The sequence below is a fragment of the Streptomyces sp. M-16 genome (assembly GCF_052114405.1).
In the GTDB taxonomy this organism is placed as follows: Bacteria; Actinomycetota; Actinomycetes; order Streptomycetales; family Streptomycetaceae; genus Streptomyces.
Map to the genome: position 1 here is coordinate 1 of NZ_JBFRER010000107.1, position 26,633 is coordinate 26,633.

At 73.9% G+C, this 26,633-nt stretch carries 23 protein-coding genes and 2 pseudogenes; 18 read left to right on the plus strand and 7 right to left on the minus strand.

Annotation, left to right across the window (positions count from 1 at the left end; genetic code table 11):
* The 5 genes and pseudogenes from AB4039_RS33090 to AB4039_RS33110 form a co-directional block, all read left to right on the plus strand.
* Window positions 1-259: pseudogene (locus AB4039_RS33090) on the plus strand (hypothetical protein); the annotation flags it as partial.
* A gap of 167 nt (window positions 260-426) precedes the next feature.
* On the plus strand, window positions 427-1,269 hold the full coding sequence (locus tag AB4039_RS33095) for a nitrilase-related carbon-nitrogen hydrolase (protein WP_266843672.1): 843 nt from the start codon (window positions 427-429) through the stop codon (window positions 1,267-1,269).
* Entirely contained in the window at window positions 1,266-2,561 is a 1,296-nt protein-coding gene (locus AB4039_RS33100; RefSeq protein WP_266843673.1) for a class-III pyridoxal-phosphate-dependent aminotransferase, read from the plus strand. The genes AB4039_RS33095 and AB4039_RS33100 overlap by 4 nt, the downstream gene beginning before the upstream one ends.
* 25 nt (window positions 2,562-2,586) lie before the next feature.
* Complete coding sequence (hydA, locus tag AB4039_RS33105) at window positions 2,587-3,987, plus strand: dihydropyrimidinase (RefSeq protein ID WP_266843675.1); 1,401 nt, start codon at window positions 2,587-2,589, stop codon at window positions 3,985-3,987.
* A gap of 13 nt (window positions 3,988-4,000) precedes the next feature.
* Window positions 4,001-5,002, plus strand: a complete 1,002-nt coding sequence (locus AB4039_RS33110; RefSeq protein WP_266843676.1) for a TIGR03842 family LLM class F420-dependent oxidoreductase — start codon at window positions 4,001-4,003, stop codon at window positions 5,000-5,002.
* A gap of 25 nt (window positions 5,003-5,027) precedes the next feature.
* Here AB4039_RS33110 and AB4039_RS33115 read toward each other — a convergent pair whose 3' ends face one another.
* Together AB4039_RS33115 and AB4039_RS33120 are read right to left on the minus strand one after the other, a co-directional pair.
* Complete coding sequence (locus tag AB4039_RS33115; RefSeq protein WP_442272515.1) at window positions 5,028-6,608, minus strand: alpha/beta hydrolase; 1,581 nt, start codon at window positions 6,606-6,608, stop codon at window positions 5,028-5,030.
* A 282-nt stretch (window positions 6,609-6,890) separates the two neighbouring features.
* Complete coding sequence (locus AB4039_RS33120) at window positions 6,891-7,643, minus strand: hypothetical protein (RefSeq protein WP_442272516.1); 753 nt, start codon at window positions 7,641-7,643, stop codon at window positions 6,891-6,893.
* A 71-nt stretch (window positions 7,644-7,714) separates the two neighbouring features.
* Here AB4039_RS33120 and AB4039_RS33125 point away from each other — a divergent pair.
* Both AB4039_RS33125 and AB4039_RS33130 read left to right on the plus strand, forming a co-directional pair.
* Window positions 7,715-7,837 (plus strand): annotated as a pseudogene (locus tag AB4039_RS33125) (LLM class F420-dependent oxidoreductase); the annotation flags it as partial.
* A 144-nt stretch (window positions 7,838-7,981) separates the two neighbouring features.
* Window positions 7,982-8,476 carry a hypothetical protein gene (locus AB4039_RS33130; RefSeq protein WP_442272517.1) on the plus strand — a complete coding sequence of 165 codons (495 nt, stop codon included), beginning with the start codon at window positions 7,982-7,984 and terminating at the stop codon, window positions 8,474-8,476.
* Window positions 8,477-8,730: 254 nt separating this feature from the next.
* Here the strand turns inward: AB4039_RS33130 and AB4039_RS33135 are convergent, their stop codons facing one another.
* Both AB4039_RS33135 and AB4039_RS33140 read right to left on the minus strand, forming a co-directional pair.
* Window positions 8,731-9,006, minus strand: a complete 276-nt coding sequence (locus AB4039_RS33135) for a hypothetical protein (RefSeq protein WP_266843679.1) — start codon at window positions 9,004-9,006, stop codon at window positions 8,731-8,733.
* A gap of 172 nt (window positions 9,007-9,178) precedes the next feature.
* On the minus strand, window positions 9,179-10,189 hold the full coding sequence (locus AB4039_RS33140) for a glutathione S-transferase family protein (RefSeq protein ID WP_442272518.1): 1,011 nt from the start codon (window positions 10,187-10,189) through the stop codon (window positions 9,179-9,181).
* 166 nt (window positions 10,190-10,355) lie between these two features.
* On the opposite strand from AB4039_RS33140, the gene AB4039_RS33145 reads away from it, so the two are divergent.
* From AB4039_RS33145 to AB4039_RS33155, 3 genes are all read left to right on the plus strand, one after another.
* Entirely contained in the window at window positions 10,356-11,180 is an 825-nt protein-coding gene (locus tag AB4039_RS33145) for an inositol monophosphatase family protein (protein ID WP_266843681.1), read from the plus strand.
* A 79-nt stretch (window positions 11,181-11,259) separates the two neighbouring features.
* Window positions 11,260-12,678 carry a phytoene desaturase family protein gene (locus AB4039_RS33150; protein WP_266843682.1) on the plus strand — a complete coding sequence of 473 codons (1,419 nt, stop codon included), beginning with the start codon at window positions 11,260-11,262 and terminating at the stop codon, window positions 12,676-12,678.
* On the plus strand, window positions 12,678-13,196 hold the full coding sequence (locus tag AB4039_RS33155; protein ID WP_266843684.1) for an O-acetyl-ADP-ribose deacetylase: 519 nt from the start codon (window positions 12,678-12,680) through the stop codon (window positions 13,194-13,196). Before AB4039_RS33150 ends, AB4039_RS33155 begins: the two co-directional genes overlap by 1 nt.
* Before the next feature lie 17 nt (window positions 13,197-13,213).
* On the opposite strand, the gene AB4039_RS33160 is transcribed toward AB4039_RS33155, so the two are convergent.
* Window positions 13,214-13,702 (minus strand): Lrp/AsnC family transcriptional regulator, encoded by a 489-nt coding sequence (locus AB4039_RS33160; protein ID WP_266843685.1) that lies wholly within the window; start codon window positions 13,700-13,702, stop codon window positions 13,214-13,216.
* 161 nt (window positions 13,703-13,863) lie between these two features.
* On the opposite strand from AB4039_RS33160, the gene AB4039_RS33165 reads away from it, so the two are divergent.
* The 7 genes from AB4039_RS33165 to AB4039_RS33195 all read left to right on the plus strand — a co-directional run bounded on the left by AB4039_RS33165 (window position 13,864) and on the right by AB4039_RS33195 (window position 21,865).
* Window positions 13,864-14,862, plus strand: a complete 999-nt coding sequence (locus AB4039_RS33165; protein WP_442272519.1) for a DMT family transporter — start codon at window positions 13,864-13,866, stop codon at window positions 14,860-14,862.
* Window positions 14,855-16,042 carry an aromatic amino acid transaminase gene (locus AB4039_RS33170; protein ID WP_266843687.1) on the plus strand — a complete coding sequence of 396 codons (1,188 nt, stop codon included), beginning with the start codon at window positions 14,855-14,857 and terminating at the stop codon, window positions 16,040-16,042. Before AB4039_RS33165 ends, AB4039_RS33170 begins: the two co-directional genes overlap by 8 nt.
* A gap of 168 nt (window positions 16,043-16,210) precedes the next feature.
* A complete protein-coding gene (locus AB4039_RS33175) occupies window positions 16,211-16,801 on the plus strand; it encodes a toxin (protein WP_266843688.1) in 591 nt (196 codons plus the stop codon).
* Window positions 16,798-18,018, plus strand: coding sequence for an MAB_1171c family putative transporter (locus tag AB4039_RS33180; protein WP_266843690.1), 1,221 nt, complete (start codon window positions 16,798-16,800; stop codon window positions 18,016-18,018). The genes AB4039_RS33175 and AB4039_RS33180 overlap by 4 nt, the downstream gene beginning before the upstream one ends.
* A complete protein-coding gene (locus AB4039_RS33185) occupies window positions 18,015-18,908 on the plus strand; it encodes a DNA-binding protein (protein WP_266843691.1) in 894 nt (297 codons plus the stop codon). The genes AB4039_RS33180 and AB4039_RS33185 overlap by 4 nt, the downstream gene beginning before the upstream one ends.
* 165 nt (window positions 18,909-19,073) lie before the next feature.
* Window positions 19,074-19,550, plus strand: a complete 477-nt coding sequence (locus AB4039_RS33190) for a DUF3574 domain-containing protein (RefSeq protein WP_266843693.1) — start codon at window positions 19,074-19,076, stop codon at window positions 19,548-19,550.
* A gap of 257 nt (window positions 19,551-19,807) precedes the next feature.
* The gene (locus AB4039_RS33195; RefSeq protein ID WP_266843695.1) at window positions 19,808-21,865 is read left to right on the plus strand and encodes a SpoIIE family protein phosphatase; all 2,058 of its coding nucleotides are present in this window, start codon (window positions 19,808-19,810) and stop codon (window positions 21,863-21,865) included.
* 134 nt (window positions 21,866-21,999) lie between these two features.
* Here AB4039_RS33195 and AB4039_RS33200 read toward each other — a convergent pair whose 3' ends face one another.
* Both AB4039_RS33200 and AB4039_RS33205 read right to left on the minus strand, forming a co-directional pair.
* On the minus strand, window positions 22,000-24,807 hold the full coding sequence (locus tag AB4039_RS33200; RefSeq protein WP_266843696.1) for a SpoIIE family protein phosphatase: 2,808 nt from the start codon (window positions 24,805-24,807) through the stop codon (window positions 22,000-22,002).
* Entirely contained in the window at window positions 24,804-25,811 is a 1,008-nt protein-coding gene (locus AB4039_RS33205; RefSeq protein ID WP_442272520.1) for a GlxA family transcriptional regulator, read from the minus strand. The genes AB4039_RS33200 and AB4039_RS33205 overlap by 4 nt, the downstream gene beginning before the upstream one ends.
* A 113-nt stretch (window positions 25,812-25,924) precedes the next feature.
* Here AB4039_RS33205 and AB4039_RS33210 point away from each other — a divergent pair, with 113 nt between their 5' ends.
* Entirely contained in the window at window positions 25,925-26,527 is a 603-nt protein-coding gene (locus AB4039_RS33210) for a cysteine hydrolase family protein (RefSeq protein WP_266843698.1), read from the plus strand.
* Window positions 26,528-26,633 lie beyond the last annotated feature (106 nt).

Genomic DNA, 26,633 nt, shown 5'->3' on the forward strand with positions numbered 1-26,633 from the left:
GTGCCAGGGCGTGGCCCGCCCCGCCGCCGAGGTCGCCGAAGCCGCCCTCGCCCTCGGCGCCGCCGGGCGGGACCGCGAGGCCCGCACCCTGCTCGGCGCGTTCGTGCGCCTGCGCACCGCCGAGGAGGCGGCGGCCCTGGCCCGCCGCGACCCGCACTGGTTCGCCCCCCGGCTGCTGGCCGGCGCCCGCGCCCTGTCCGGCACCCGGCACCGCGACCTGGCACACGCCCTGCGCGTGGCGGGGATCCCGGCGAGCTGAAGCGCCCGTCTCCTGACCGCGAACGACCGCCTTGTGACGTAACTTGATCGACTACTCCAACCGCGCACGGTGGTCTTGCCCCACGCTGTGCCGAGGCCTACCTTCGACTCCCTACGCACACCGTCTACGTGCGTAGAAGTCGGCGTTCCCGTCGCGAGGAGCAGCTCATGGCCCAAGTCGTCCGCGCCGCACTCGTCCAGGCCACCTGGACCGGAGACACCGAGTCGATGATCGCCAAACACGAGGAGCACGCCCGCCGGGCGGCCGCCCGGGGCGCGAAGATCATCGGCTTCCAGGAGGTGTTCAACGCCCCCTACTTCTGCCAGGTGCAGGAGCCCGAGCACTACCGCTGGGCCGAGCCCGTCCCCGACGGCCCCACCGTGCGCCGGATGCAGGAGCTCGCCCGCGAGACCGGCATGGTGATCGTCGTCCCGGTCTTCGAGCTGGAGGCCGAGGGGTTCTACTACAACACCGCCGCCGTCATCGACGCCGACGGCAGCTACCTCGGCAAGTACCGCAAGCACCACATCCCGCAGGTCAAGGGCTTCTGGGAGAAGTACTACTTCCGACCGGGCAACCTCGGCTGGCCCGTCTTCGACACCGCCGTCGGCAAGGTCGGCGTGTACATCTGCTACGACCGCCACTTCCCCGAGGGCTGGCGCGCTCTGGGCCTGGCCGGGGCCCAGCTGGTCTTCAACCCGTCCGCCACCTCCCGCGGCCTGTCCGCGTACCTGTGGCAGCTGGAACAGCCCGCCTCCGCCGTCGCCAACGAGTACTTCGTCGCCGCCATCAACCGCGTCGGACAGGAGGAGTACGGCGACAACGACTTCTACGGCACCAGCTACTTCGTCGACCCGCGCGGCCAGTTCGTCGGCGAGGTCGCCAGCGACAAGGAGGAGGAACTCCTCGTCCGGGACCTCGACTTCGACCTGATCAAGGAGGTCCGCGACCAGTGGGCCTTCTACCGCGACCGCCGCCCCGACGCCTACGGAGGGCTCGTACAGCCGTGACCAACCCCATCCCCCTGCACAGCCGCCACGCCGCCGTCCTGCCCGACTGGCTCGCGCTCTACTACGACCGCCCCATCGAGCTCACCCACGGCGAGGGCCGCCACGTCTGGGACGCCGACGGCAACCGCTACCTCGACTTCTTCGGCGGCATCCTCACCACGATGACCGCCCACGCCCTGCCCGAGGTCACCAAGGCCGTCTCCGAACAGGCCGGCCGGATCATCCACTCCTCCACCCTGTACCTCAACCGGCCGATGATCGAGCTGGCCGAACGCGTCTGCGCCCTGTCCGGGATCCCCGAAGCCCGGGTCTTCTTCACCACCTCCGGCACCGAGGCCAACGACACCGCCCTGCTGCTCGCGACGACGTACCGCCGCTCCAACCAGATCCTGGCGATGCGCAACAGCTACCACGGCCGGTCCTTCTCCACCGTCTCGATCACCGGCAACCGCGGCTGGTCCCCGACCAGCCTCTCGCCGCTCCAGACGTACTGGGTCCACGGCGCCGTCCGCACCCGCGGCCCCTTCGCCGCCCTCCCCGACGACGGGTTCACCGCCGCGGCCGTCGCCGACCTGGAGGACGTGCTCGGCCAGGCCCGCGGCGGGGTCGCCGCCCTCATCGCCGAACCGATCCAGGGCGTCGGGGGCTTCACCTCCCCGCCCGACGGGCTCTACGGGGCCTTCCGCGAGGTCCTCGACCGGCACGGCATCCTCTGGATCAGCGACGAGGTGCAGACCGGCTGGGGCCGTACCGGCGAACACTTCTGGGGCTGGCAGGCCCACGCCCAGAACGGCCCGCCGGACATCCTCACCTTCGCCAAGGGCATCGGCAACGGCATGTCCATCGGAGGGGTCGTCGCCCGCGCCGAGGTGATGAACTGCCTCGACTCCAACTCCATCTCCACCTTCGGCGGTTCCCCGGTCACCATGGCGGCCGGCCTCGCGAACCTCGCGTACCTGCAGGAACACGACCTCCAGGGCAACGCCCGCCGCGTCGGCGGACTCCTCCTGGAACGGCTGCGCGCCGTCTGCGCCGGCGTGCCGGCGGTACGCGAGGTCCGCGGCCGGGGTCTGATGGCCGGCGTGGAGCTGACGAAGCCGGGTACCGACCGGGCCGACCCGCAGGCGGCCGCCGCCGTCCTGGAGGCCGCCCGCGCGGGCGGCCTGCTCCTCGGCAAGGGCGGTGGCCACGACACCAGCGTGCTGCGCATCGCGCCGCCGCTCTCCCTCACGGTCGCCGAGGCGGAAGAGGGCGCCGGCATCCTCGAACAGGCCCTCCGGACCATCCAGTAGCAGCCCAGCCCGTAGGGAGAGTTCCTTGAGCACGCGCACCCTGATCCGCGGCGGTCTGGTCGTGACCGCCGCCGACGAGCTGCACGCGGACGTCCTCGTCGAGGACGGCCGCGTCGCGGCCCTCGCCGCACACGGTTCCGCCGCGGCGGACGTCTGGACCGCCGACCGCACGATCGACGCGCGCGGGAAGTACGTCATCCCCGGCGGTGTCGACGCGCACACCCACATGGAGCTGCCATTCGGTGGCACCTTCGCGTCGGACACGTTCGAGACCGGGACGCGAGCAGCGGCCTGGGGCGGTACGACCACGATCATCGATTTCGCGGTGCAGTCACAAGGACAGTCGCTCCGCGCGGGCTTGGACGCCTGGTACGCCAAGGCCGACGGCAACTGCGCGATCGACTACGCCTTCCACATGATCGTGTCGGACGTCAACGAACACACGCTCAAGGAAATGGACGGGCTCGTCGAAGAAGGCGTGAGTTCGTTCAAATTGTTCATGGCGTATCCGGGGGTCTTCTATTCGGATGACGGCCAGATCCTGCGCGCCATGCAGCGTGCCTCCGGTAACGGGGGGCTGATCATGATGCACGCCGAGAACGGCATTGCCATCGACGTGCTGATCGAGCAGGCCCTGGCGCGCGGGGAGACCGATCCGCGCCACCACGGCGAGGTCCGCAAGGTGCTGCTGGAGGCCGAGGCCACCCACCGGGCGATCCAGCTGGCGCGGGTCGCCGGCTCCCCGCTCTATGTCGTCCACGTCTCGGCGGAGGAGGCGCTCGCCGAACTGGCCGCCGCCCGCGACAAGGGCCTGCCCGTCTTCGGGGAGACCTGTCCGCAGTACCTGTTCCTGTCCACGGACAACCTGGAGGAGCCGGACTTCCAGGGAGCCAAGTACGTGTGCTCCACGCCGCTGCGCCCCCGCGAACACCAGGCGGCGCTGTGGCGGGGACTACGGACGAACGACCTCCAGGTGGTCTCCACCGACCACTGCCCGTTCTGCTTCCGGGGCCAGAAGGAGCTGGGCCGCGGGGACTTCTCGAAGATCCCGAACGGGCTTCCGGGGGTGGAGAACCGGATGGACCTCCTCCACCAGGCCGTCCTGGACGGACACATCAGCCGCCGCCGCTGGATCGAGATCGCCTGCGCGACCCCGGCCCGGATGTTCGGCCTCTACCCGCAGAAGGGCACCATCGCCCCGGGTTCCGACGCCGACATCGTCCTCTACGATCCGCACGCCGAGCAGGTCATCTCCGCCGAGACGCACCACATGAACGTGGACTACTCGGCGTACGAGGGCAGGCGGATCACCGGACGCGTCGACACGGTCCTCTCCCGCGGCGAACTCGTCATCGACCGGCGCGAGTACACCGGCCGGGCCGGCCACGGGGCCTTCCTCCACCGCTCCACTTGTCAGTACCTGTAAGGAGAGTCCCCGCATGGACTTCGGCCTCGTCCTCCAGACCGACCCGCCCGCCTCCCAGGTCGTCAGCCTCATGAAGCGCGCCGAGCGCAACGGCTTCCGCTACGGCTGGACCTTCGACTCGGCGGTCCTGTGGCAGGAACCGTTCGTCATCTACAGCCAGATCCTCGCCAACACGCAGAAGCTCCACATCGGCCCGATGGTCACCAACCCGGGCACCCGCACCTGGGAGGTCACCGCCTCCACCTTCGCCACCCTCAACGACATGTACGGCAACCGCACCGTCTGCGGGATCGGCCGCGGGGACTCGGCGATGCGGGTCGCGGGCCGAGCTCCCAACACCCTCGCCCGCCTCGGCGAGGCCATCGACGTCATCCGCGACCTCGCGGAGGGGCGGGAGGCCGAGGTCGACGGCAAGCCGCTGCGGATCCCGTGGATCAAGGACGGGAAGCTGCCGGTCTGGATGGCCGCGTACGGGCCGAAGGCGTTGGCCCTGGCCGGTCAGAAGGCCGACGGGTTCATCCTCCAGCTCGCGGACCTCTACCTCACCGAGTGGATGATCAAGGCAGTCCGCCAGGCTGCCGTAGAGGCCGGCCGCGATCCCTCCTCGATCACCATCTGCGTGGCGGCCCCGGCGTACGTGAGCGAGGACCTCGCGCACGCCCGCGACCAGTGCCGCTGGTTCGGCGGGATGGTCGGCAACCACGTCGCCGACCTGGTCACCCGCTACGGCGAGCACTCCTCGATGGTCCCCGACGAACTGACCGAGTACGTCAAGGCCCGCCAGGGCTACGACTACAGCCACCACGGACGGGCGGGGAACCCGTCCACCGACTTCGTCCCCGACGAGATCGTCGAGCGCTTCTGCCTGCTGGGCCCGGCGGAGGCGCACATCGGGAAACTGCGGGCCCTGCGCGACCTCGGCGTCGACCAGTTCGCGCTCTACGACATGCACGACGCCCGGGAAGCCACGATCGACGCCTACGGCCGGCACATCATCCCGGTACTGCGCGACTGACCCGCCGCGCCCCGCTCCCGCGAGGCTAGCCGGCCTGCTTGACGCACGTCCGGTCCTTCGCCGGCAGCTTGCCCGTGGCCAGGTACCCGTTGACCTGGTCGTCTACGCAGGTGTTGCCGTAGAGCCCGAAGAGGGCGTGCCGGTTGGCGCCCTCCAGGGTGAGCAGCCGGGAGCTCGGCAGCAGGTCGTGCAACGCGACGCTGCTCTTGTACGTGGTGCGCGGGTCGCCGGTGGCGGCCACGATCAGCACCGGGGCGTCGCGCCGCACCTGGGTGGGCTCCTCGCGCGGCCGGTCCCAGAAGGCGCACGGGCCGATGTTGTTGGTCATCGGCCCGAACAGCGGGTGCGCGGCGCGGCTGCGCTCGATGTCCCGCCAGTAGACCTCGGGATCGCGCGGGGCGGCCCCGTCCCCGCAGATGATCGCGGACTGCGCGCCCGTGGGCTCGCCCTCGCCGCGCAGCGCGTACCGCAGCGCCGTGGCGAACTGCGGCGACAGCGTGGCCGGCTCGCCCTCCGCGGCCTTGGCCAGGGCGGACACCGTCTCGCCGAAGGACGCCCGCGCCGGGTCGGTGTCGTCCGAGACGCCCGTGAACAGGAGGAGCGGCACCTGGCTGTCGTCGATCCGGAAGGCATCGGCGCCGCTGCCGAGGGTCAGCGGCGCGCGCGCGGACGCCGCGGCGATCCGGTCGATGCGGGCGAGCACCTCGGCGCGGGTGCGGCCGAGGCCGTAGGCGGCGTGGCGCTCGGCCGCCCAGGCGGCCCAGTCGGAGAGGGCCTTCTCGTTCTCGGGCTCGGAGCCCTTCAGCAGCCGGGGGCGGTAGTCGGCGGGGGTGATCGCCCCGTCGAGCACGACCCGGTCGTAGCGGCCGGGGAACATCTGGGTGTAGACGGTGCCCAGGTAGGTGCCGTAGGAGTAGCCCAGGTAGGAGATCTTCCGCTCGCCGAGCGCGCCGCGGATGACGTCCATGTCGCGGGCCGTGTTGCGGGTGCTGATGTGCGGGAGCACCGAGGCGTCCTTGGCGCGGCACTTGTCGGCCAGGCCCTTCTGGAGCGCGACCTGGCGGTCGAAGCCCGCCCGGCCGGCGCCGGCCGAGAACCAGGTCATGCCGACGGGCCAGCCGCAGTCCAGCGGAGTGCTGCGGCCCACGAAGCGCGGGTCGAACCCGACGATGTCGTAGCGCGCACCGACGTCCTTCATCGCCTTGCGCACCTCCGGCGGTGACTCGACGGCACCTCCCCCCGGGCCCCCGTTGTTCAGCAGGATCGCGCCGATGCGGTGGCGGGTGTCGGTGGCCTTGAGCCGGGACACCGCGACGGTGATCGTCCGTCCCCGGGGGTCGGCGTAGTCCAGCGGGACGGTCACGTCCGCACACTGCACCCCGGCCTTGTCCAGGTCCCGGCCGGCGGTGTCGTCGGGGCCCATGACACAGCTGCCCCAGCCGAGTCGCTGCTCGTAGTACCGGCCGAGCCCGGCGGGGGCGCCGTCCTTGGCGGGGGCGGGGGCGGGGGCCTCGGCGGCGGCCAGGGCGGGGGAGGTGGTGAGGCCGGCGGCGAGGGCGAGGCCGACGGCGCAGGCACGGCGCACGGCCGGGCTGAGGGGGGTCACGGGGTCTCCTCGGACTGGTGGATACGGTCGGGGTGGCGCGCTCCCGAGGCTAGGAACCGCCCGCCGCCCACCACATCGCCCCCGGGCACGAGGACCCCGGTCCTGCCCACCCCCCCCGCCCGGGACTCCCGTCCCGGTCCGCCCTCCCCATCCAGCCCACCGGCGTTCGAGGCGCCGGGGCAGCGGGGGGCGGAGCCCCCGAAAGCCCGGCGCAGCCGGCGCCGCTTCGCGCGACGGCGCGGGACCCGCCCCCCGCCCTGCCCTGCCCGGCGGAGCGCCCCGTCATCCCCGCGGCTGCACCCACAACGCCTCGGCCACCGCACAGAGTTCACCGTCCGCCGTGGCCAGCGCCGTGCCCGCCGTGTACTTGCGACCCTCCCCACCGAGCAGCCAGGCGTACGAGATCAGCCCCCCGCCCCCGCCGCCGGCCGCCGCCACCACCGGCACCGGCCGCAGCAACCGCGCCGTCAGCGCCGCCGTGACCGCGCCCGCCGGGCGGTGGTCCAGCAGGCGCCCCGCCGCGTTCCCCGGGCAGTCCAGCGCGCCCCACACCAGCTCCGGCGGCAGCATCCCGTCCGGCCCCGCCAGTTGCGGCCCCGGCGTCCACGCCGCCGCGACGATGTCCCGCCCGGGCACCCGCCCGCAGTGCAGCCGCAGCCCCGTCGCGGGCGTCCGGTCCAGCCCGCAGCCGAAGCAGTCGGCCTGCCCCTGCGGCGGGTCCGCCCGGAACGCCTCGGCCGCCTTCGACGCCTCGTCCCACGACGGCGCCCGCGGTACCTCCCCGCCCGGGGCCCGGGCGGGCGAGGCCGCCGCGAGCAGCGTGTCCGCCGCGTCCAGCAGGGACACGCCGCCCCCCTCGGCCGCCACCGGACGCACCGCCGTCCCGGTCGGCACCGGCCGCCGGAAGTCCACCCGTACGGCATCGGCGTCGGCCACCCGCGCCGCCAGCAGCCCGGCCACGTACCCGCCGAACGCCACGCCCGGGTACCCGTGCAGCCGCTCCGGCACCGACATCGTCTCCACGCCCGTCCCCATCCTCATCTCCGTCTCGGTGACTTCCGACGTCTGCCACCCTCACACACAACGCCGTACGGTGGCCGCCCCACGACCCGAAGGCCCTCCAGGTGATCCCGTACGCGGTCCGTCCGGACCCGGGCAAGCTGGCGCACTACGCGGGCCCCGGCATCGAGGAGGCCGTCCTCCAGCTCCCCCCGGCGGCCGAACCGTAGATCCTCCGCGTCCTGGACGACTACGCCCGGTACTCGTGACCGACCCCTGACCAGCCGGTGACGCGGGCGCCGCCACCCGCTCACCCCGTCCTGGTAATTTGGCACGTTCTTTCGATCAACTCGTGTTCCACTGGGGGATTTCTCGTGCGCAAGAACCTGCGACACAGTGTCATCGCCGTGGCCGGCATCGCCGCCGCCCTGGCCCTTACGGCCTGCGGCAGCGACTCCGGCAAGGAAAAGGCCACCGTCGCGAAGGACCCGAAGCCGGCCTCGACGCCGAGCAGCACGGCGGGTGGGCCCGACAGCGCGCCCACCACCGGCTCGGACGCCAAGATCGGCAGCGTGGAGGGCAGCTGGATCGCCGCGGCCACCCCGTCGAAGCCCGTCGTCATCACCGTCAAGGGCAAGATCGCCGTGGTCGTCGAGGGCTCCACCGGCCTGACCTGCCAGGGCACCACCGACGGCAAGGCCTTCGACCTGAAGTGCCCGGCGGGCGCCCTGCACGCGAAGGGCACGATCCTGTCCGCCGACGCGGCGGGCCTGAAGGTCACCTGGACCGAGGTCGGCACCGAGACCTACCAGAAGACCGAGCCCGGCAAGCTCCCCACGGGCCTGCCCGGCACCCTCCCGAAGTCCTGACCCACCGCGTACGGCCCACCGCCGCCCGGGCGGCGGGCCGTGGGTCACGGCATGCGCCACCAGCTCGGCGACCACGTGCCCGGCCTCCTGCGAGGGCCCGGTCCGGTCGGCGGTGGGCCCGGCCACCCGGACGGCCGGCGGCACGTCATCCGGTCCTCAACGGCTGACCGCCTGCCGGGAGGGCACGACGTGCCGCCGGGCGAGGGCCGGGACCGACCGGCGCGCGGTGCGGCCGGTCGGCTCCCCACCGTGGGTTACGGGGCTGCGGTCGCCGTGGTTACCGGGCCCCGCGCGGTGCGCATGCGGGCCCCGTCGAACTCCACCGTTTCACCGGGCAGGACCAGCAGGCCGGGCTCGCCGTCCTGCCAGGCCGCGCCGATCCGCCGGATCTGGACCGCCGGGCCGCGCGCGCCGGCCATGAAGACGGTGGGGTCGACCTCCCAGCCGTGGCCGGCCAGCCACCCCTCCAGCGTCGTGGCGTCCGTGCCGGTCGCTTCTCGCGGCCATTCGTACGTGTTCCGGCTGTCCATGCCCGTCCCCCTCCAGTGCGGCCGGATGCCCGGCGCCGCGCCGATCCTCGCATCCGCCACCGACACGGGCCGGTCGATTTTCGGGTGCGCACGACCCGAACCGGCTGCCGCGGGCGGCCCCGGCCCCGGGCGGGCGGGGCCGGGGCGACCGCCGCCGCCCGCCGCGGTCGTGTCAGGGGTGCGCCGGGGCGCGCCGGTGCGGGACGGTCTCGGCGGGGGAGGGCGGCGCGGGCGGGGTGCCGTCCCCGAAGGGGCGTCCGCCCAGCACCTCCCGGCCGTGCGGTGCGAGCCAGCCCGACGGGTCGGGGCCGTCGGGGACGATCCCGGACGGGTTGATGTGGCTGTGGACGAGGTAGAAGTGCTTCTTGATGTGGTCGAAGTCGACGGTGTCCCCGAAACCGGGCGTCTGGAACAGGTCCCGGGTGTACGCCCACAGCACCGGCATCTCCGAGAGCTTGTGCCGGTTGCACTTGAAGTGGCCGTGATAGACGGAGTCGAAGCGCACGAGCGTGGTGAACAGCCGCACGTCCGCCTCGGTGATCGTCTCGCCGACCAGGTAGCGGGACCGCTCCAGCCGCTCGGAGAGCCGGTCGAGGCGGGCGAAGAGACGCTCGTACGCGGCGCTGTAGGCCTCCTGCGACTTGGCGAACCCGGTGCGGTAGACACCGTCGTTCACGTCCGCGTAGACCTCCGCGTTGACCGCGTCGATCTCGGGCCGCAGCGCGGCCGGGTACAGCTCCGGCGCCCCGTCGCGGTGGTACGCCGTCCACTCCAGCGACATGTCGACGGTGATCTGCGCGTAGTCGTTGGTGACCACCTCGCCGCTCGGCACGTCCACGATCGCGGGCACGGTGATGCCCCGGTCGTAGTCGGGGTCGCGGGCGAAGTACGCCTCCTGGAGCCGCTCTATGCCCAGCACCGGGTCGCGGCCCTGCGGGTCGAGGTCGAAGGTCCAGCTGCGCTTGTCGTGCGTCGGCCCGGCGACGGCCATGGGCAGGGCCTTCTCCAGCCCCAGGAGCCGTCGGACGATCATCGCGCGCTGTGCCCAGGGGCAGGCGCGGCTCACCACGAGACGGTAGCGACCGGGCTCCACCGGGAAGCCGTCGCGTCCGTCGGCGGTGATCCGGGTGGTGATGTAACGGCTGTCGCGGGAGTACCCCTTGGCGGGGCTTACGTAGCTCATCCCCGGGCCCTACCCAGGAACCGCGGTGGCGAGCGGCCGCTCCACCGGGGCTCCGCCGTCCCTCGACCGGGCCGACTCGCCGGTTCACCCGCAGTCCACGAGGTGTGCGGTCGGGCGACCCGCACCGTCGGTGGGGATTGTCGGCGGGGCGTGCTTTGCTGGAGGCATGATCGATGAATTTCTGGCCCGTGACCTGTCCGCCGTCGAAGAAGCCGTCCGCAAGGCGGCGGCGGTCGAGATCATGCCGAGATTCCGGCAGCTCGCCCGGCACGAGGTCGACCAGAAGACCGGCCCCCACGACCTGGTGACCATCGCCGACCGGCTGGCCGAGGAGCACCTGACCGCCTCGCTGACCCGGCTGCTGCCCGGCTCGGCCGTGGTCGGCGAGGAAGCCGTCCACGCCGACCCCGGCGTCTACGCGGCGCTCCGCGCCGACGCGCCCGTGTGGATCGTCGACCCGGTCGACGGCACCCGGCAGTTCGTGGGCGGCGACCCCGCCTTCTGCACCCTGGTCGCGCTCGCCCACCGCGGGGAGATACTCGCCTCCTGGACCTTCGCGCCGGCGCTGGACGAGCTCGCCACCGCCGTCCGCGGGCAGGGCGCGTACGTCAACGGCGAGCGGATCCTCGCCGGTTCGCCCGAACCCGGCGCCGAGCTGCGGGTCGCGATGGCGCACCCGCTGTACACCTCCGAGGCGGACAAGCGGACCCTGGCCCGGCTCGACGTGCCCGGCGTCACCGCCCGGCCCTGCGGTTCGGCCGGCCTGGAGTACCTCAAGGTGGCGCGGGGCGAGATGGACGGCCTGGCGTTCACCTGGCCCTCGGCCTGGGACCACGCCGCCGGACTGCTGCTGGTCGCCGAGGCGGGCGGCGCCCAGTCCACCGTCGACGGCGTCCCCTTCCGGGTGGACCGCGACAACGCCCTGCCCTTCGCGGTGGGGCGCGACGAGGCCACCGCCGTACGGATCCGCGAGCTGCTGCGGGGAGCGTAGGCGCGCGGGCGCGCAGGGCCCGTATGGACGGGCGGAATATCCTGGGAGCGGAGGCCGCCGCCGGACGAAGGAGCAGTCAGTGTCGTCGATTCTCGACGCAGTCGTGGTGGGGGCGGGGCCCAACGGCCTGACGGCCGCGGTCGAACTGGCGCGCCGGGGCTGCTCCGTTGCCGTGTTCGAGGCGGCGGACGGCATCGGGGGCGGGGCCCGCACCGAGGAGCTCACCCTCCCGGGCTTCCGCCACGATCCCTGCTCGGCGGTGCACCCGCTGGGCGCCGGGTCCCCGGTCTTCGCGACGATGCCGCTGAAGCGCTACGGGCTGGAGTGGCTGCACGCCCCGCTGCCCATGGCGCACCCCTTCGACGACGGCACGGCCGCGGTGCTCTCCCGCTCCGTCGCCGAGACCGCGGCCTCCCTCGGGCCCCGCGACGCGGGCGCGTACCGCCGTCTCGTCCAGCCGTACCTCGGCAAATGGGACACCCTCGCACGGGACTTCATGTCCCTGCCCGCCACCGCCCTGCCCCGGGACCCGCTGACCCTGGCCCGCTTCGGCCTGGCCGGCCTGCCGCCCTCCACCTGGCTGCTGCGCCGCTTCCGCGACGACCGCGCGCGTGCCCTGTTCGCCGGGCTCGTGGCGCACGTCATCGCCCCGCTGAGCGGGATCGGGACCGGCGCGGTCGGCCTCGTCTTCGCGCTGGCCGCGCACGCGGGCGGCTGGCCGATGGCGCGCGGCGGCTCGCAGTCGATCTCCGACGCGCTCGCCGGGTACCTGGCGGACCTCGGCGGCACCGTGCACACCGGCTTCGAGGTCAAGCGGCTCGACGACCTGCCGCCGGCCCGCGCGTACGTCTTCGACACCTCGCCGACCGCCCTGGCCCGGATCGCCCGCCTCGGCCGCGCGTACGACGGCTACCGGTACGGCGCCGCCGCGTTCAAGCTCGACTACGCGCTCGACGGCCCGGTGCCCTGGACCGCCGAGGCCCCCCGCCGGGCCGGCACCGTGCAGATCGGCCCCGGCAGCCGCGACATCGACGCCGCCCTCCAGCTGGCCTGCGGCGGCCGGGCCCCCCGCAGTCCCTTCCTCATCACCGCCCAGCCCAGCCTGGCCGACCCCGGCCGGGCCCCGAGCGGCAAGCACGTGTTCTGGGCGTACGGGCACGTGCCCGCGGGCTGGGACGGAGACCTCACCGAGGCCGTCGAGCGGCAGCTGGAGCGCTTCGCGCCGGGCTTCCGCGACCTGGTGCTGGCCCGCGCCACGGCCGGACCGCCGCAGCTCGCCGCCCGCAACCCCAACTACGTCGGCGGGGACATCGCCTGCGGCGCCGCCTCCGGCCTCCAGCTCCTGCTCCGGCCGAAGGTCACCCTGTCCCCGTACACCACGGCCCACCCGGCCGTGTTCCTCTGCTCCTCGGCGACCCCGCCGGGCCCGGGCGTCCACGGGATGTCCGGCCACAACGCCGCCAAGGCGGTCTGGCGGCACCTGCGAAAGGCCTCGTGATGGTGCGCATCATCCTCGTCCAGGGCGACATCACCGCGCAGGAGGCGGACGCGGTCGTCAACGCCGCGAACTCCTCGCTGCTCGGCGGCGGGGGAGTGGACGGCGCCATCCACCGGCGCGGCGGCCCGGAGATCCTCGCCGCCTGCGAGGACCTGCGGCGCTCCCACTACGGCAAGGGCCTCCCGACCGGCCGCGCGGTCGCCACCACGGCGGGCCGCCTCCCGGCGGAGCACGTCATCCACACGGTCGGCCCGGTCTGGTCGCGGGACGAGGACCGCTCGGAGCTGCTGGCCTCCTGCTACCGGGAGTCGCTGCGGGTCGCCGACGAGCTGGGTGCGCGTACGGTGGCCTTCCCCGCGATCTCCACCGGGATCTACGGCTGGCCGATGGACGACGGGGCCCGGATCGCGGTGGAGACCGTACGGGCTGCCAGGACCCGGGTCGAGGAGGTCCGCTTCGTGCTCTTCGACGCGGCGGCACACGCCGCCTTCGAGGCGGCGGTCGCCGCGGCGCCGTAGGCCCCGTCGCGACCCGGTCAGAGGCGGCGCGCCGAACTGCCCGGAGTGGGGCGCGGGTAGGTGCGGGACTGCTTCACGCTGCCGAACGCGAAGCTCGACTCGATCGAGGCGATCCCCGGGATGGCGTGGATCCGGTGGCGCACCAGGGATTCGTACGCCTCCAGGTCCTCGATGACCACCCGCAGCAGGTAGTCGCTGCTGCCCGCCATCAGATAGCAGTCCTGGATGTGCTCGATGACCGCGACGTGCTCCTCGAAGAGCCGGACCGCCTCCGCCGTGTGCCGCTCCAGACGGATGCGGACGAAGACGGTGATCGGCAGCCCGAAGGCGACCTGGTCGACCATCGCCGTGTAGCCGCGGATCAGGCCCGCCTCCTCCAGCCGGCGGACGCGGCGCAGACAGGGCGAGGGTGAGAGCCGCACCCGGTCGGCGAGGTCCTGGTTGGACAGCCGGCCGTCGGCCTGCAACTCCCGGATGATCTGCAGATCGACCGCGTCCATGGCCATGTTCCGGCGCTCCTCGGCTGTTCTTCGCCACTCCTTGGCAGATTCTGCCCCAAACGTATGTCCGAGCGGCAGAACTGGCAATCGGCTGCCCCGCCCCACGCCCTAGCGTTGCCGGAGAGCGGACCGGACCGGTCCGTGTAGCAGAGGCTGGAGTCACTTCCTTGGTCGCGACGAACACCACCCGAGCGGCCGAGCCTCCCCACACGGTGAGCGAGCCGGCCGGACACCCCGGCCGGTTCGGGCTCTCCCCCCAGGCCCGGGGCATGGCGGCGCTGCTGGTCACGGTGGCCATCTGGGCCGCCTTCGCCCTCAGCGCCCGCGCCCTGAGCGCCTCCACGCTGCTCCCCGCCGACGCGGCGCTGCTGCGCTTCGGTGTCCCGCTGCTCGTCCTGGCGCCCGCCCTGTGGCGCCGGCGCCGGCGGATCGCCGCCGTACGGCCCGGCGCAGCCGCCAAGATCATCTGTGGGGCCGGGGTGCCCTTCTTCCTGGCCGCCATGCACGGCGGCGCCCTCACCTCGGCGGCCTTCGTCGGCTCGATCGTGCCCGGGATGGTCCCGCTCTTCGTCGCCGCGCTGATGGCCTCCCGGGGCCGCGGCCTGCCCCGCGGGACGCAGATCGCCGGGCTCGCGCTGATCGCGCTCGGTGTCGCCGCCCTGGTCTGGCGCTACGTGGTCCCGGTCGACGCCGACGTCCTGGAGGGCGCCGGAACCCTGCTGGTGGCCAGCGGCCTGTGGGCCCTGTACACGGTGGGCCTGCGCGACGTGGACCTCGACCCCGTCGGCTCGATCGGCCTCCTGTGCCTGCCCTCCTTCGCGGTGATCGGCCTGCTGGTGCTGACCGGGATGCTCCCGACCGGCCTCGCCCACGCGGCGGGCGGCGACATCGCGCTGTTCCTGGTGGTGCAGGGGCTCGGCGTCGGACTGTGCGCCGGCCTCCTCTACGCCTTCGCCATCCGCAGGCTCGGCGCGGAGCGCAGCTCCGTCGTCGGCAGCCTCAGCCCCGTGGCCGTCGTCCTCCTCGCCATCCCGCTGCTCGGCGAGTCCCCGACCACCGCCGTGCTGATCGGCGTCCCCCTGATCACCGTCGGCGTCGTGCTCGCCAACCGCCGTTCCGCCGCCGCCCGCCCCCACCCCCGCCCCGAGGTCCCCGCAGATGCTTGAGCTCCTCCCGCCGCCGCCCACCGACCCGCTGTGGGACCTGACGTACGAATTCGGTTCCGACGAGCGCGCCGAGCGGCTCAACCTGGTCCTCGGCGTCTACCGGGACCCCTCCGGCCGCACCCCCGTCATGGCCGCCGTGCGGGAGGCCGAGATCCGCCTCGCCGAGCGTTCGGAGTCCAAGGAGTACCGGGGGCTGTCCGGAAACACCGCCTTCAACCGGGCCCTGCTCACCATGGTGCTGGGACCGGGCGCGGAAGCCGACCGGGCCGCGGCCGTCCAGACCGTCGCCGGCTCCGGCGCGCTGCGGCTGCTGGCCGACCTGATCTGCCGGACCCGCCCGGGAACCACGGTGTGGATCAGCGACCCGGCGTACGTGAACCACCGGCCGATCCTGGAGGCCGCAGGGCTCCGGGTGCGCACGTACGGCTGGTGCGACGACGAGGGCGGCTTCGACTCCGCGGGCGTCCTCGCGGAGCTGGGGCGGGCGGGACGCGACGACGTGGTCCTGCTCCAGGGGTGCTGCCACAACCCCACCGGAGCCGACCCCTCCGGGGAGGACTGGGCGGCGCTGGCCGATCTGGCGGTCCGGGGCGGCTGGGTTCCGTTCGTCGACCTCGCCTACCACGGGCTCGGCGACGGCCTGGAGGCCGACCTCTGGGCCACGCGCCACCTGGCCGCGCGGGTCCCGGAGATGCTCATCGCCGTCAGCTGCTCGAAGAATTTCGGCCTCTACAGCGACCGCACCGGCTGCGCCATCGTCCTCGGTACGTCGGGCCGTTCGGTGCGGCACGCCGAGACGGCCCTGCAGAACGCCGCCCGCACCCTGTACTCGATGCCGCCCGAGCACGGGGCCGCCGTCGTGACGACGGTCCTGGAGGACGACGGCCTGCGGGCGCTCTGGCGGGCCGAACTGGACGTCATGCGGGGCAGGATCGAAGCCAACCGGTCGGAACTGACCGCCCGCCTGAGTGCCTCCGGCCACGAGGTCCAGGCCCGGTCGCTCGCGCGGCAGCGCGGCATGTTCTCGATGCTCCCGCTCACGTCGCAGGAGATGCTCCGGCTGCGCAGGGAGCACGCGATCTACGGAACCACCGCCGGCCGGATCAACATCGCGGGCATTCCGGCCGACCGGATCCCTTGTCTCGCGCGCGGCATAGCGGCGGTTCTCGCGACGCGTTGACGTTCCCCCGCGCCGCGCCACGGTTCCCTTCCGCCCGCGGTCCCACCGGACCGCGGCCGGAATGCCGGGAGGAATGGCCGGATAGAACGTACGTCGAACAGGCGGGAGTTGGGCGTGTGGCATCATGGCCGCGTTGTCCGACCGCTGGGTTCGCCGGAGGACTGAGGGATGAAGTTACCTGGCACCGGCTTGCCGGCGTCGGAGGACAGGCGGCTCAGGCGCCGCCTCAAGAAGGTCCGTCATTCGTGTGAGGCCCTGCTGGCGGAATGGGGCATGGAACACGGCTGTGGAATCGACGAACTCCTGCGCCACCTCAGCGAGCGCCGCCAACGTCCCATCCATTTGCTGGCGACGCCTTTCCCCGAACGGCACTTGTTCGGAATCTGGCTGAAAATGGATGACTTCGACGTCATCGTGTTCGAGCAGGCGGCGACGCCTTCGCACAAAGAACACATCATCGCGCACGAACTCGCCCACATCGCTTTCGACCACAGCGGCTCGGTGCAACTCGACCGGAACGATCCGGGCGATCCGAGCCTGCTCCTGCCCGACGTCGAGCCCGAAGCCGTGCGGGGCATGCTGATGCGCTCCCGCTACAGCGACGACGAGGAGCAGGAGGCCGAGACGATGGCCTCGCTGATCCTGGCCCGCGCCGCCAAGCGCTGGACGGAACCGGCCTGGGGCGTCCCGGACGAGGCCGCCGAGATCGTGGCCCGCATCGAGAGCGGACTCGGCCGACCCGACCAGGGGCCCGCGTGATCTACACGATCCTCGCGTGGGTCTGCGCCTTCGTGGGCCTCGCGGCCTTCGGCTACCGCCTCCCCGACCTGCTGCGCCGCCGGCGCGACGTCGCCCTGTGGGCCCTGTGCGCCTACTTCCTCTGCTCCGGGATCAGCTTCCTCGTCGACCTGGACCAGCTGCGGCTGCACATCTCCGGCTTCCTCGGGCTGCCGAACATCACCTCCCTGATCACCCAGGCGGCGGTGGTCGTGCTCACCGCGGCCCAGCAGGTGGTCCTCGTCTACTGGTCGGCGCCGCCCGCCGAGGCCTCGCGGATGGCGCGCCGCCGCGTCCTCGTCTTCGGCGCGGCCCTGGCCGTGCTGGTGGTCTCCTCCTTCGTCGTCGGCCCCGTGGCCCACTCCGAGACGGCCACCTCCACCATCCTCCTCAGCATCCAGCACGGCGGATACGCCCTCTACATGTCGTTCTACCTGCTGGTGTGCGCCGTCGGGCAGTTCGAGACGGTGCGGCTGTCGCTGCGCTTCACCGGGATGGTCAACCGCCAGTGGCTCAAGGTCGGCATGCGCACGGTCACCGTCGGCGCGAGCCTGATCCTGGTCTACTGCGTCACCCGGGGCATCCAGATCGCGGGCACCCGCCTGGGCTTCGACGCGGCCGCCCTCGACCCCGTCCAGTGGACCAGCGGCAGCGTCGGCGCACTGCTGCAGATCGCCGGCTGGACCATCCCCTCCTGGGGCATCCACATCACGCGCGCCCGCGGCTGGATCCGCAGCTACCGCTCGTACCTGCGGCTGCGACCCCTGTGGTGGGCGCTGTACCAGGCGTCGCCCGACATCGCCCTCGACCCGCCGAGGTCCTGGCTGGGCGACCTGGTCCCGCCCCGCGATCCCCAGTACAGCCTCTACCGGCGCGTGATCGAGATACGGGACGGACAGCTGATCCTGCGCACCGCGCTCTCGATGGCGGAGTTCTCCCGCGTCGCGCGCTCGCTGGACCTCCCCGAGGACCCCACCTCCCCGCTGGGGGAGGCGCTCCAGGTGCGCGCTGTCCTGAGCCGTCCCGCCGAGGAACGCGCCGAGCGGGCGGAGCGGGCCGACGCCGAGTCCGACATCCCCGCGCGGCCGCCGTACGAGGACTTCCGCGACGAGGTGGAATGGCTGACCAGGGTCGCGGACTCCTTCAACGCCCTCGGCCAGAGCAGTCCCGGTCCGGTCGGCGCCGGCCTGCTGTCATGACGCCGCCCGCCGTGTCCGCGGCCGTGGCCCTGGCCGCCGTCCGGCGCCTCGTGGCCCTCGACACCGAGCGGGGGGCGACCGCCGCCGTACCCGCCGTACGGGAGACCGTGCGGCGGATCCCGGAGCTGTCGGCCGACCCCGGCGCGCTGCGCGACCGGGACGCCGACGGGCTCGCGGCCCTCGCCGAACTGTCCGAGGTCATCGGCTGGATCCTCTTCGACGCGGGCCGCTACCGACCGGCCCACCGGATGAACGCGCGGGCGCTCGCCCTCGCCCGGCTCTGCGGCGACCGCTGGACGGCGCGGCTGGTCCTGCTCAACCACAGCATGCTCACCACCCACACGGGTCACCCGCGTGCCGCACTGCTGAGCGCGGACCGGGTGCGCGGGCCCCGCCCGCTGCCCGCCCGCGTCGCCGCCCTCGTCCTGGTCCGCCGGGCGCACGCGGCCGCCCTGCTCGGAGGGCGCTCCGAGGCGCTGGAGCTGATCGCCCGCGCCCGGAGCCGGTTCCTGGACGGCGTCTCGCACCGCGACCCGCACTGGGCCTGGTGGATCGACGAGGCCGAGCTGCTCGGTCACCACGGCTGGGTCCAGGCCAGGCTGCGCCGCTGGGACCGGGCCATCCCCCTGCTGCACCAGGCGGCCACCGCCCCCGGTCCTGCCTACCGGCACCTGTTCACGGCGGAGCTGCTCTCCGCCCTGGCGGGGGCCGGGGCGTGGCGGGAGGCCGAGGAGCTGATCGCGGAGGTGGCCCCGCGCGCCGCGGGCATCGGGTCGGTCCGCACGACGGAGACCCTCGGCCGGACGGCGGCGGGCCTGCGCGGGTGCGCGGGTGTGCCGGGCGGCGTACGGGACGCGGCGGACTTCCTGCTGGAGTCGCTGCCCGCCTGAGCGCCCGCCCGGACCGGGGGAGGCCCGCCCGGACCCGGCCCGACCCGACCGGCCAGGCCGCGATCTGACCCGACCCGACCCGATCCGATCCTGATCCGCCACGACACGACACGCCCCGAACCGACTCGGCTCGGCTCGACACGACACTACAGACAGGACGACGACATGCGATCCATCCGGATCTCGACGCCCGCGGCCGCCTTCCTGGCGGCGGCGGCCCTCCTCTTCGCGCTGGGCGGCCCCGCCTCGGAGGCCGCCTTCGGTACGCACGAGGCCTCGGCGGCGAGCGAGCAGACCGTCACCGAGGAGGGCAGCCCGTACATCTCCACGCACCTCTACTTCGGCACCGGACGCCACAACGGCAACCCGCCGATCACCGAAGAGGAGTTCATGAAGTTCGTGGCCGACGTGATCACCCCGCGCTTCCCCTCCGGGCTCACCCTCCAGGAGGCCCGGGGACAGTGGCGGGACAAGGAGGGCGACATCAACCGCGAGAGATCGTACGAGCTGACCGTGATGTACCCGGTGCGCGAGGCCCACGCCCGCAACGCCGACATCGAGTACATCCGGCGCCTGTACTGCAAGACCTGGGAGCTGGAGTCGGTCGGCCGCGCCGACGTGCGCGCGCAGGTGGACTTCTGACCCTGACCGACCGGCCGGCCCGCCGACCGGGGCGGCGCGGCGCGCGGCGGGACGGGGCGGGACGGAGCCGGCGGCTCCTCGCGCCCACCCCGCCCCGCCCGCCCCGGCACGCGCCCGCTTCCGCTTCCGCCACCGCCGGGGCCTCCTGCGGACCGCCTTCGTCATGCCCCGGCCCCCTCCGGACGCAGCGCCCCGGGCCGAGCCCTCGGATAGGGTGAATCGTTAGGAATCGGACCCCCCGGGGTGAGGTCGGTGCATTGGACACGTACCAGTCGGCGAGCGAGGTGCCCGATCCGCCGGCGGCGGCCGTCGGGTACGCGGGCGTACTGCGCGAGCTGCTGCCGATCGCCCTGTGGCGGGAGGACGCGGACGGCCGCGTCGTGGAGTGGTCGCTGGCCGCCCAGGACCTGCTCGGCCACCGCCCCGAGGACATCCTCGGCCGGCCCGGCAACACCGTCCTCGTACCGGAGGCCAACCGCGAACTCGCCCACGAGCTGACCCGCCGGGTCCAGGCCGGGGAGACCGTCGTCGGCACCCTGCCCGTGCGCCACCGTGACGGCCACCGGGTGGCGATGGAGATGTGGATCGTGCCCGCCGCCGACCCGCAGGGCCGTACGGGTGCCCTGCTCATCGCCGTCGAGACCTCCGAGGTCCTGCACATGCGGGACTCCCTCGCCGCCCTCCAGAGCCTGTTCACCCAGTCTCCGATCGGCCTCGCCACCCTCGGCACCGACCTGCGCTTCCTGCGCGTCAACGACGCCCTCGCCCGGATGAACGGCGCCTCCGCCGCCGAGCACCTCGGCCGGCGCCTCACCGAGGTCGTGCCCGGCGTCAACGCCGTCGCCCTGGAGGCCACCATGCGCCGGGTGCTGGAGTCCGGCCGCGCCGTCGTCGACGTCCGCCGCACCGGCCGGACCCCCGCCGACCCCGACCACGACCGGACCTGGTCCTGCTCCTACGCCCCGCTGCTCGACGGCTCCGGCCGCCCCCTCGGCGTGATCGCCTCCCTGATCGACATCACCGAGGGCCAGCGGGCGCAGCTGGAGGCCGAACGGGCCCGCGCCCGCTTCGCCCGCCTCGCCGAGGCCGGCACCCGCATCGGCACGACCCTGGACCTGCGCCAGACCGCCCAGGAGATCGTCGACCTGCTGGTGCCGGAGCTCGCCGACTCGGCCGACGTACAGCTCCTCGAATCGGTACTGGAACCGGACGAGGCCGGAGTCTCCTCCCAGGGGCTCCTGCGCAGACTCGCGGCGGTCTTCCCCGACCCCTTCGCGCCGACCGCCCGGCTCAAGCCCGGCCAGACCTTCCGGATCCCGGCCGGCACGGCCTACGAACGGGTCATCGAGGAAGGCATCCCGATGAACCTCTACAGCGCCGACGTCCCCGCTCTGATCACCGACCCCCGGGCCGACGAGCTGCGCGCCTACCTCGCCTCCCTCGGCTGCGCCCGCATGGTCCCCCTCGTCGCCCGCGGCACGGTCCTCGGCGCCGTCGCCGTCACCCGGCTGCGCGGACGCGAGCCCTTCGACGAACAGGACTGCGTCCTCGTCGACGAACTCGTCGCCCGCGCCGCCCTCAACATCGACAACGCCCGCATGTACACCACCCAGCGGCGGGCCGCCCTCACCCTCCAGCGCAGCCTCACCAACAGCGCCCTCCCCGAGGTCCCCGGCCTGGAACTCACCGGCCGCTACCTGCCCGCCAGCGACCACGACGTGGGCGGCGACTGGTTCGACGTCATCCAGCTCCCCGGCGGCCGCACCGGCCTGGTCATCGGGGACGTGATGGGCCACGGGATCCACGCGGCCGCCGTCATGGGCCAGCTGCGCACCGCCGTGCGCACCCTCGCCCGCCACGACGTGCCGCCCGACCGGATGCTCCGCTCCCTGGACGCCGTCGTCGCGGACCTCGGCGAGGACGAGATGGCCACCTGCGTGTACGCCGTCCACGACCCGGCGGCCGGCGGCTGCGCCATGGCCCGCGCCGGCCACCCGCCGCCCGCCGTGGCCACCGCCGACGGCACGGTCTCCTTCCTCCAGGGCCCGCCCGGGACCCCGCTGGGCACCGGCGGCCGGGACTTCCCCGTCCAGGAGGTCCCGCTGCCCCCGGGGACCCTGCTCGCCCTCTACACCGACGGGCTGATCGAAGCCCGCGACCGGGACCTCGACGAGGGCCTGGAGCGCCTCGCGCGGGCGCTGCGGCAGGCCGCACAGCCCCTGGAGGCACTGTGCGAGGGCATCCTGGCCGGGCTGCTGCCCGCGGCGCCCCAGGACGACGTGGCGGTACTCCTGGCCCGCCCCCGGCCGCTCTGACACCACCGGCCCCGCCGCCGGGCACCAGGCGCACCACCGGCCCGCCGCCGGCACCTGGCGGTCACGGGGCACCGGGCAGCCGCCGGGAACCGGCCCGCCCGTGGCCCCGTGGCCCCGGGCCCGGCCCCGCCCCGTCACCAGGCCAGGTCCTCCAGCGCGTCCAGGTCCAGCGCCCCGGGCAGCGCCGGCCCGCCGCCGTCCGACGGCGACAGCTCCGCCCAGATGACCTTGCCGCGTTCCGTGTACCGGGTCCCCCACCGGTCGGCGTACTGCGCGACCAGGAACAGCCCGCGCCCGCCCTCGTCGGTGGTGGTCGCGTACCGCAGGTGCGGGGAGGTGCTGCTGCCGTCGGACACCTCGCAGATCAGGTTGCGGTCCCGCAGCAACCGGACCCGGATCGGCTCGTTCCCGTACCGGATGGCATTGGTGATCAGCTCGCTGAGCACCAGCTCGGCCGGGAAGGAGACCTCCTCCATCCCCCAGGCGGCCAGCTGCGCCGAGGCCTCCCGGCGCACCCGCGAGACGGCCACCGGGTCGCCGGGCACGTCCCATTCCGCGATCCGGTCGGCATCCAGCCGCCGGGTGTCGGCGATCAGCAGCGCGATGTCGTCGCTGGGCGCCGGGAACAGCAGCGCCGCCAGGACGTCCGCGCAGGCCTGCTCGGGGCTGCGGCCGGGCTGTGACAGGGTCTCCCGGAGCACCGCCAGCCCGGCGTCGAAGTCCCGGTCGCGGTCCTCCAGCAGCCCGTCCGTGAACAGCACGAGCCGGCTCCCCTCGGGCAGCACCAGCCCCGCCGTCTCGAAGGGCATGCCGCCCACCCCCAGGGGGAGCCCGGCCGGCAGCTCCGGGAACTGCACCCGCCCGTCGGCGTGCACCAGAGCGGGCCCCGGGTGGCCGGCACTGGCCATCGTGCACTGCCCGGAGACCGGGTCGTACACCGCGTAGAGGCAGGTGGCGCCCGTGATCCCGGCGGTCTCCTCCACTTCCTGGCCGTCGCCCGCGCCGCGGTCCCCGCCGTTTCCCGCGGCGGGCTTGCCGTTCTCCAGCTGGTCGATCCGGTCGATCAGCTCGTCCAGGTGCCCCAGCAGCTCGTCGGGCGGGATGTCGAGGGTGGAGAAGTTGTGCACGGCGGTCCGCAGCCGGCCCATCGTGGCCGCGGCGTGCACCCCGTGCCCCACGACGTCGCCCACCACCAGCGCCACCCGGGCCCCCGGCAGCGGGATCACGTCGAACCAGTCCCCGCCCACCCCCGCCTTCGCGGGCAGGTACCGGAAGGCCACGTCCACCGCGCTCAGGTCCGGCAGCACCCGGGGCAGCAGACTGCGCTGGAGGGTCACGGCGGTGGCGTGCTCGCGGGTGAAGCGGCGGGCGTTGTCGATGGACACGGCCGCCCGTGCCCCCAGCTCCTCGGCGAAGGACAGGTCCTCCTCGTCGAAGGCCTCGGGCGTGTCGGCGGACCGCCAGAAGTTGGCCATGCCGAGGACCACCCCCCGTGCCTGGAGCGGTACGGAGATCAGCGAGTGGAGTCCGTAGTCGAGGGCGACCCTGGTTCCGGCGGCGTCCTGGGCCCGCCAGCCCATGGCGGCGTGCAGGTCGGCGGCGAGCACCGCGTGCCCGGCCTCCAGGGCCGCCGCCATCGGAGCGGTCGGCACCGCGAAGCGGATGACGTCCCCGACCGGCTGGAGCGGCTGGTCGCTGCGGACCCCGGTCATGGCCGCCCGCCGCATCTCGGTGTGCACCCCCGAGGCGGCGGAAGGCTCGTCCCCGCGCAGCACCGGCTCCAGCAGCTCGACGGTGACGAAGTCGGCGAAGCGCGGGACGGCCACCTCCGACAGCTCCTCGGCGGTGCGCACCACGTCCAGGGTGGTCCCGATGCGCACCCCGGCGTCGTAGAGCAGCTGGAGCCGTTCCCGGGCCACTTCGGCGCGGCCGGAGAGCGCCGAGAGCTCGGTGGTGTCGCGCAGGGTCATGACGCTGCCCGAGGGCCGCCCGCCGGAGGGCTGGGTGGGCCGTACGTTGACGGCCAGCAGCCGGTCTCCCGCCAGGTGCACCTCGTCGGTGGCGACCCGGCCGGAGACCAGCAGCTCGGTGGTGCGCGGATCGAGGCCGAGGTCGGCCACGTGCCGCCGTTCGGCGTCGGGGGGCAGGTCCAGCAGCCGTCGGGCCTCGTCGTTGGCGAGCAGCAGCCGGTGGTCGGCGTCGACGATGAGCACGCCCTCGCGCACCGCGTGCAGCACCGCCTCGTGGTGCTCGTTCATCCTGGCCATGTCGGCCGCGCCCAGGCCCCGGGTCTGGCGCCGCAGCCTCCGGCTGACCAGTGCGGCGCCCGCGGTCCCCAGGAGCAGGGCCCCGGCGGCCGCGCCGAGCAGCAGCGGCAACTGCCCGCTCAGGGCCTGCCCGACGTTCTGCACCTCGATGCCGGTGGCGACCAGGCCGACGACCTTGCCCTGCGCGTCGCGTACGGGGACCACGGCGCGGACCGCGTCGCTCGGCTGACCCGTGAAGACCTCCGTGAACGAGTGCCCGGCCGCCGCTCGGGCGAGGTCGCCTTTGGCGCGTTTGCCGATCAGCTCGGGCCGGGAGTCGGTGTAGCGGATGCCGTCCTTGGTCATGACGGCGACGAAGTCGAGGCCGGAGCCCCGGCGGGCGCCCTCCGCCAGGGGTTCCAGCGAGGCCGTCGGGTCGGAGGAGGCCAGGGCGGCGGGCAGACCGGGGGCGTGGGCGAAGGCCTCGGCGGCGGCCAGGGCACGGTTGCGGGCGTCCTGCCGGCTGTCGTAGCGGGCCTGGAACACCAGGGCGAGCGTGGCCGCGGTGATCAGCACCAGCACGATGACGGCCTGGAGCACGAAGACCTCACCGGAGAGGCTGCGGCGGCCCAGGGAATGGCGCGCGGGCAGGCTTTCCGGCCGCGCTTCACCGTCCCGACCCGAACGTCCGGTCATGAGCCATTTCTAACACTGTCGCCGCCCGGGGGTGAGGCGGCGGGGACCGCGGAGGCGGCGGACGCCGCCGCACGGTAGGCGCGCGGGCTCACACCGACGTGGGYGCCGAAGTGCTGGCGGAAGGTGACCTCGCTGGCGAACCCGGCCCGGCGGGCCACCTCGGGGACCGGGTGGTCGGTGCGTTCCAGCAGTTTGCGGGCCTCGTCCAGACGGTGCCGCAGCAGCCATCTGTGGGGGGTGGTCCCGGTGGCGGCGGCGAAGTGCCGGGCGAAGGAACGGGGGGACATGCCGGCCCACCGCGCCAGCGTGGCCACGTCCAGAGGCTCGTGCAGCCGTCGCAGGGCCCGTTCCCGTACGGCGGCCAGCGCCTCGGCCGTCCGGTCGGCCGACGGGGTGGGCCGGTCCAGGTACTGGGCGTGGTCCCCGGTGCGGAAGGGGCCGGTCACCATGGAGCGGGCGATCGCGGCGGCCGCCTCGGACCCGTGGGCCTCGCGCACCAGGTGCAGGCACAGGTCGATACCGGAGGCCACCCCGGCGGAGGTCCACAGCCCGTCGTCCTCCACGTAGAGCGGGGCCTCCTCGACCAGCACCTCGGGGTAGCGGGCGGCGAGCTGCGGGGCGAGCCACCAGTGGGTCACCGCGCGGCGGCCGTCGAGCAGCCCGGCCTCGGCGAGGACGAAGGCCCCCGCGCACAGGGCGGCCACCGGCACGCCCCGGGCGTGCGCCGCCCGCAGCGCGGCCAGCACCGGCTCGGGCGTCGGGTCGGTGGGCTCGGCCAACGCCGGTACGACGATCAGATCGGCGGCGCCGAGCCAGTCGAGGCCCCGGTCGGGGGTGAGGGTGAGCCCGCCGGGCAGCGCGATCGGACCGCTCTCCAGCGCGCAGCGGCGCAGTTCGAAGGGCGGCACCCCGACCCGGGCGCGGTCCGGGCCCCAGACCTCGGTGATGACGGCGAGGTCGAAGCTGCGGATCCCGGGCTGGGCGACGATCGCGACGCGGTGCATGCGGCCACTCTGCCAGAACCGGAGGCTACGGAACTGCCAGCCTGGCAGGATCCCATCGTTCACGGTCCCCGGAGCCGCTGGGGCGGGCCCCGCCCGAGGCCCACGATGGAGCCATGAACGAGACCGCGATCGAGATCGCCCCCGACAGTGCCCTGATCGTCATCGATGTCCAGAAGGGCTTCGACGACGCCTCCTTCTGGGGCCCGCGCAACAACCCGGCCGCCGAGGAGAACATCGCCGCGCTGATGGACGCCTGGCGGGAGTCGGGCCGCCCCGTCGTCCTCGTCCAGCACGCCTCCACCCGCACCGGCTCCGTCCTCGCCCCGGACCAGCCCGGTTACGCCCTCAAGGACTTCGTCGAGGAGCGCCGCCACGACTCCCCGCTGATCACCAAGACCGTCAACTCGGCCTTCTACGGGACCCCCGACCTGGCGGCCTGGCTGACGGCCCGGGGCATCGGCCAGCTGGTCGTCGTGGGGATCCAGACCAACATGTGCGTCGAGACCACCGCCCGCATGGCCGGGAACCTCGGCTACGACGTGCTCGTCCCGCTGGACGCCACCCACACCTTCGACCTCGCGGGCCCGGCGGCCCTGTCCCTGACCGCCGACGAGCTGGCCACCGCCACCGCCGTCAACCTCCAGGGCGGCGGCTTCGCCCGGGTCGTGACCACGGCCGGACTGCTCTCCGCGGCCCGCGCCGCCCTCAGCGCGTAGCCCCGGATCCGGGTCGACGACCCGGCCTCCGCCCACCCGGCACCCACCGCCGGCCCCGCTACCGGCTCCCTGCCCCGGGGGGCATGCCGCGGGGCCGGGACCGGGC